General features: G+C 68.6%; 3 protein-coding genes and 2 pseudogenes. 4 read left to right on the forward strand and 1 reads right to left on the reverse strand.

What is annotated here, in order from left to right; genetic code table 11:
* The first annotated feature begins 2 nt into the window (after nt 1-2).
* Together ACFW1I_RS22430 and ACFW1I_RS22435 are read left to right on the forward strand one after the other, a co-directional pair.
* On the forward strand, nt 3-650 hold the full coding sequence (locus ACFW1I_RS22430) for a hypothetical protein (RefSeq protein ID WP_384672694.1): 648 nt from the start codon (nt 3-5) through the stop codon (nt 648-650).
* Between the two features lie 256 nt (nt 651-906).
* Nucleotides 907-2,096, forward strand: a pseudogene (locus ACFW1I_RS22435) (IS110 family transposase).
* Here the strand turns inward: ACFW1I_RS22435 and ACFW1I_RS22440 are convergent.
* Nucleotides 2,094-2,810: pseudogene (locus tag ACFW1I_RS22440) on the reverse strand (transposase family protein); the annotation flags it as partial. The pseudogenes ACFW1I_RS22435 and ACFW1I_RS22440 sit on opposite strands and share 3 nt — an antisense overlap.
* A 17-nt stretch (nt 2,811-2,827) precedes the next feature.
* On the opposite strand from ACFW1I_RS22440, the gene ACFW1I_RS22445 reads away from it, so the two are divergent.
* Together ACFW1I_RS22445 and ACFW1I_RS22450 are read left to right on the forward strand one after the other, a co-directional pair.
* Entirely contained in the window at nt 2,828-3,694 is an 867-nt protein-coding gene (locus ACFW1I_RS22445; RefSeq protein WP_384672696.1) for an FG-GAP repeat domain-containing protein, read from the forward strand.
* 651 nt (nt 3,695-4,345) lie between these two features.
* A complete protein-coding gene (locus ACFW1I_RS22450) occupies nt 4,346-5,605 on the forward strand; it encodes an FG-GAP repeat domain-containing protein (protein WP_384672698.1) in 1,260 nt (419 codons plus the stop codon).
* Nucleotides 5,606-6,000 lie beyond the last annotated feature (395 nt).

Genomic DNA, 6,000 nt, shown 5'->3' on the forward strand with positions numbered 1-6,000 from the left:
CCATGGTCCCTGCCGACGCGGTCGACGTCACCCTGTACTGGGGCTTCGCGCACATGCCCACCAACGGCGACCTCGACGCCGCCGTGAAGGAGGCACGCAGCGCGGGCAGCCTCCCGGAGGACGGGAGCCACGGAACCGGCAAGGTCATCGTGAAGTCCCGCGCGCACGCCCTGCTCAACACCATCGCCTTCGACACCCCACCCGTCCCGGACGGCGGCACCGTCCGCCAGCAGCTCCGCGTCCACGCCAACGACGCCGGACATCTGATACTCCGCTTCGGCCGGGCCGACGGCCAGCTCGCCACCGACCTGGTCGTCCGTATCGGCGGTGTCACGACCAACCCGGGTGCCACCTGCGAGGTCCGCTACGCGACCCTGCCCGACACCCTGCCCAACCTGGTCTGCGACCTGGAGGCCGGGGATCACGTCATCGGCTACGAGCTCACCGACGTCTCGGGCCAGTACGCACAGAAGCTCCAGGCACTCACCCGCTACGACATCTACGACCTGGACTACTGGGACACCTCCGACGTCAAGCTGGTCAGCGCCCCGTTCACCGTCCAGGGCCGCACGGTCCTCCCGTTCCACGGCTTCCTCGCACGCGACGCCGCCAGCGCACTGAGCTTCTTCAGCGTTGCAGCTCGAGGGTGAGGACGGCTTTGGTGATTGACGTCATGCGGTCCTACCTTGCTCGTGGGTTGGACGGGCCGTCGTAAGGTCCAGAGACCCAGAGACACCGGGTATGGCTTTCATGCGGTTGCCCTTGTTGGTTCCCCTAACCTGGCCGCCCGGTGTCTCACGACGACTGATTAGGAGCTGCGAACGTCCCCGGACGTATCGCTGAGTAGGACCACGCCGGCGCGGTCGTCCGGGAGTACAGAGCGCCATCGAACGACCGGAGGAACTGGTGGCCCAGATCTGGGCAGGTACGGACATCGGCAAGACCCATCACCACTGCGTGGTCCTGAACGCCGAGGGCGAACGGCTGCTGTCACGCCGCGTCCTCAACGACGAGCCGGAACTGCTGGCCCTGCTCGCCGACGTGCTGCTCTCGACGAGGACGTGGTGTGGGCGGTCGATGTCGCCGACGGCATGGCCGCACTGTTGATCAGCGTACTGCTCAACCACGGTCAGCACCTCGTTTACATACCCGGCCTGGCGGTCAACCGGGCCTCGGCCGACTACCGGGGCATGGGCAAGACCGACGCCAAGGACGCCACCGTCATCGCCGACCAGGCCCGGATGCGCCGGGACCTGACGGTCCTGCGACCGGACGACGAGCATGCCGTCGAGCTGCGCGTCCTCACCAACCGCCGGACCGACCTGGTTGCAGACCGCACCCGTCGGATCAACCGCCTACGCGGTCAACTCACCGAAATCTTCCCGGCCTTGGAACGGATCCTTGACCTCGGAAACGCCGGGCCGCTGATCCTGCTGACCGGCTACCAGACCCCGGCAGCCCTGCGCCGGACCGGTGGAAAACGGCTGGAGACCTGGCTGCGCAACCGAAAGGTCCGTAGCCCCGAAGCCCTGGCCCAGGCGGCCCTGGAAGCAGCTGAGCGCCAGCACACTGCCGTCCCTGGCGAGAAGATCACCGCACAGGTGATCCACACCCTGGCCAAGGAGGTGCTGAGCCTCAACGAGCAGATCACCGAGATCGACAAGCTCATTGCGGCCCGGTTTCGTGACCACGAACTCGCCGAAGTGATCTCCAGCATGCCCGGCATCGGTCCGCTGCTGGGTGCCGAGTTCCTCGCGGCGACCGCCGGCGACATGAGCCGCTATGGCACCGCCGACCGACTGGCCAGCCTCGCCGGAGTCGCCCCGGTCCCCCGGAATTCCGGCAACATCAGCGGCAACCTGCACCGTCCCAGGCGCTACCACCGAGGCCTGCAACGTGTCTTCTATACCTCTGCGCTGATCAGCATCCGAAGCTGCGACCGATCGCGCCGCTTCTACGAACGCAAACGTGCCGAAGGAAAAAGGCACACTCAGGCCGTCCTCGCCCTCGCCCGCCGACGAGTGAACGTTTTGTGGGCTCTTCTCCGTGACGGACAGTGCTACCAAAGCAACCTCCCCGTCACTGAGGCGGCTTGACAACATCATTAGGAGGTTCGGACTGCATCGGGATCTGCGGAAGATGCGCCAGGACTTCAGGCGGGCGACGCCGCGTTCGACCGGTGCCCGTGCCGCAGCCAGGGCCCGGTTGAGGGTCTTCTCGGTGGGGGTGAGTTCTTTCAGGGGCCTGCGTTTGATGCCCGTGGTCAGCCACGGGCCGCCGCCCTGGTAGGCGAGATCGGCCAGGATGGGGACGCCCTGCCGCTCGCAGATACGGATGATCCGGTGGGTACGAGCGGCGGTCAGGTCGTGAGCCCGGCCGCGCAGTGCGGGTGAAAGCCACAGCAGGCGGCCGCCTGGATCGGTGACCACCTGCACGTTCACCCCGTGCCGGCGGTGCTTGTGGGAGTAGTCCGCGCGTGAGTCGCCGACCCGGTCGCACTCGGCGAGCGTGCCGTCCAGCAGGACGAAGTCGGGGTCGGCCTCACGCAGGACCTTCAGCAGACCCGGCGCCCGTTCGGCGAGCAGGTCGATGACCGCGCCGGTGTAGGCGTGGGCGGTGGACTCGCTGATCCCGAACCCGGCAGCAATCTTGGCCAGGGTGATGTGTTCACGCAGGTACACCAGTGCCACCATCGCGCGCTGAGACGGACGGAGCTTGCACCGGCGGTCGCCCTCACGGGTGACGATGAGCATGGTGACCCACTCCACGAGCGTATGGGGCAGGTCGAGTGCGGCAGGATAGATGACCAACGAGGCCCCCGAGCAGCGTGATTGAGACGTCAGACATCTCGGTCAACAGCCCGGGGGCCTCACCCGTTGCGGGTCGCGAACCGTCACCTGATCGGTGGCCTCCTCGAAGAAGCTCACTGTTCCGCTATAGGGGCACCCGCGTAGCGACCACGCCCCTGTCCACTCCGCACCGGATCGGCACGGGCTGGCAGACCTACAACGCCCTCACCTCGCTCTCCCCGTACAAGCAGGGCAACTACTACTGGGCCAACCAGGAGCCCTCCGCCGTCACCCGCCGCCTCGGCGACGTCGTCGGCCGCGACGCTTCCGGCACCCTCTGGTACCACGACCGCCAGCTCGTCAACGACAAGCCCTACGCCCCCCGCGTCCGCGTCGGCACCGGCTGGAACATCTACGACCGGATCGACGGCGCCGGGGACCTCGACCGGGACGGGTACGTCGACCTCCTCGCCCGCGACAAGGCCGGCGTTCTGTGGCTGTACAAGGGCACGGGCCGACTCGTCGACGGCAACCGGTTCAAGACGCGCGTGAGGGTCGGCGTGGGCTGGGGTGCGTACGACCGGCTTGCCGGCGGCGACGACCTGACCGGCGACGGCCGCGCCGACCTCCTCGCCCGCGACCGGGCCGGCGTCCTGTGGCTGTACAAGGGCACCGGCAGCGGCACCACCCCGTACGCCACCCGCTCCCGGGTCGGCGCCGGCTGGGGCGGTTACGACCAGCTCGTCGTCACCGGCGACCTCACCGACGACGGCCGCGCCGACGCCGTGGCCCGCGACCGGGCCGGGGTGCTCTGGCTGTACAAGGGCACCGGCAGCGGCACGACCCCGTTCGCCACCCGCACCCGCGTCGGCGGTGGCTGGGGGACGTACAACCGCCTGTTCTGAGCCACCCCCGAGCCAGCACCCACACAGGAACCGGGGCTCCCGCCGCTGACCACAACTCGACAGCCCCGGCACCCCCTCCCCCTGCGCTGCATGGGCAGACACCGTGTGCGGAGCTCGCCCCGCACACGGTTGCCGACGTAATCGAGTAACGGACGGAGGTGGTGTAGGCGGTGGTCTTACAGGCCACCGCCTACACCATCAGCGCCCCCGTCTCGGCGCCTGATCTACGACCAAGCCCCAGCGCCGTCACGGTCCCTCCCCCGACGTTGCGGCAGTGGATGTCGGACACTGGTGGCCTCTATGCACCCAGAGGACCATCCCCACAGGCGCGGGAAGCAGGAGGGCAACCGCTCCCCGGAGGGGCAACAGCGCGGCCGTTCTCGCGCGGGAGCAGCTCAGGGGCGTACGTCGCCTCGTTCATGGTCGTGGTCTTCCGCGCTTGTCTTGTGGGTACTGGTCTTTCACGTTCCGGCAGCGCCTCGTCGGCCCGGGCTGCGGAGGAGATCGCCCGGTCGGCCTGGTGAGCCGATGCTGGCCAGTAGCTCTTGGAACTGCTTGTTCCGGCACGGTTTCGTACAACCATTCGGTCTGGTCGTGAGTCTCATCGGGCGCGGGCACGTCCGTGTCCGATCTCTCTCGTGGGGGTTCCACTTGCAGCACCGCACCACCGGCCGCCGTCTCGGCCTGGCCGTCATGGCCGTTCTCTCCGTCTCGGCTCTCGGCGGCGGCACCCTGGCCACCGCTCCGGCCGCGCTCGCGGCCACATCCGTGGTCCCGCTCACGATCGACCAGGTCAACGTCCCCGCCGTGGCGGAGATCGACAAGACCAACGGCAGAGTCACCATGGAGTGGACGTTGTCGCGCGGCGACGCCAACCTGGACGTCACGCTCACCCACGTCGCCACCGGCAAGAAGGTCACACAGCGCCTGACCGCGCCGACGTACGGCACTGTGTTCTCCTTCACCTGGGTGCCCAAGTTCGAGGAACAGGACCCCGACACGCTGTCGGTGGTGGACGCGCCGAACGGCGCGTACACGGTTGCCGTGAAGGCGACGTCGGACGACGGGGTCGGCACGCCCGCCTCCAAGAGCTCGACGATGAGCATCGTCCGCGCGTTCAATCCGCACGACTTCAACGACAACGGCTCCACTGACGTCCTCGCCCGGGACTCCCAGGGCGTGCTGTGGCGCAGTGACCTGCAGGACCGCCCGTACTACAACGAAATCCGGCTCGCCAGAACCACCCGAATCGGCTCGGGCTGGAACGTGTACAAGCAGATCGAGGCTGTCGGCAACATCGTCGGCGGCAAGCACGGCGACGTGATCGCTCTCGACGGCTCGGGCGTGCTCTGGCACTACCAGGGCAAGGGTGACGGCGGCTTCGCCTCCCGCGTGCGGGTCGGCTCCGGCTGGGGCGTCTACAACAAGCTGGCCGGCGGTTCGGACCTCAACGGCGACGGCCGACCCGACCTCCTCGCCACCGACGGCACCGGCACGCTCTGGTTCTACAAGGGCACGGGCAGCAGCACAGCCCCGTTCGCGACGCGCGTGAAGGTCGGCGGTGGCTGGGGTGTCTACAACCACCTGACGGCCGTCGGGAACATCGCCGGTACGGCCGCCGGTGACCTGGTCGCCCGTGACACGGCCGGCGTCCTGTGGCTCTACCAGGGCGACGGCAGAGGCAAGTTCGCCACCCGTGTGAAGGTCGGCGGCGGCTGGGGCGGCTTCCGGCAGCTCGTCGGTGCCGGCGACCTCGACAACGACGGGCGTCCTGACCTGATCGCGTACGGGCCGGGCAGCACGTACGGTGCGTACGTCTACCGCTCGACGGGCGTCGTCACCACGCCGTTCAACCGCAGGAATACGGACCTGTACAAGTACCAGGGCGACAGCTTCAACAGCGTCGCCTGACGACCTGCCGCGGCAGGCCCGGCAGATGCAGGGCGGTGAGGGGTGGGTGTTCTCGATGGCGTCGCGGCGGCCGCGGACCCACGCGCGTCGAAGCTGCCGATGTCCTCGGGCAGCTGGCCCGCGGCGGCGTTGACGCGCCGGGTGCCGGCCTCCCAGTCCCTCACCGACCTGATCCGCCGCCAGCACCGGTGACCGCTGCCGCAGTGGAAGCGCCAGGCCGAATAGGACGCACTGAAGCCCAGAGGGGCTTCGATCGGCGGCGGCTGAAACGACATCACCGCCGTCGGAAACCTCGCCGGTGGCCCGGCGGGTGACCTTTTGGGGCGCGCGACTTTCGGGGGGTTTTTGGCGGACAGAGGGAAGGGCGGCGGGGCCGTAGAGGCCCCGACACAGGT

This window comes from Streptomyces sp. NPDC058955, from assembly GCF_042741435.1.
In the GTDB taxonomy this organism is placed as follows: Bacteria; Actinomycetota; Actinomycetes; order Streptomycetales; family Streptomycetaceae; genus Streptomyces.

What these genes read in the sequence shown, in the direction of transcription:
- ACFW1I_RS22430 (WP_384672694.1), top strand. Translation starts at nt 3, where the DNA reads ATGGTCCCTGCCGACGCGGTCGACGTCACCCTGTACTGGGGCTTCGCG.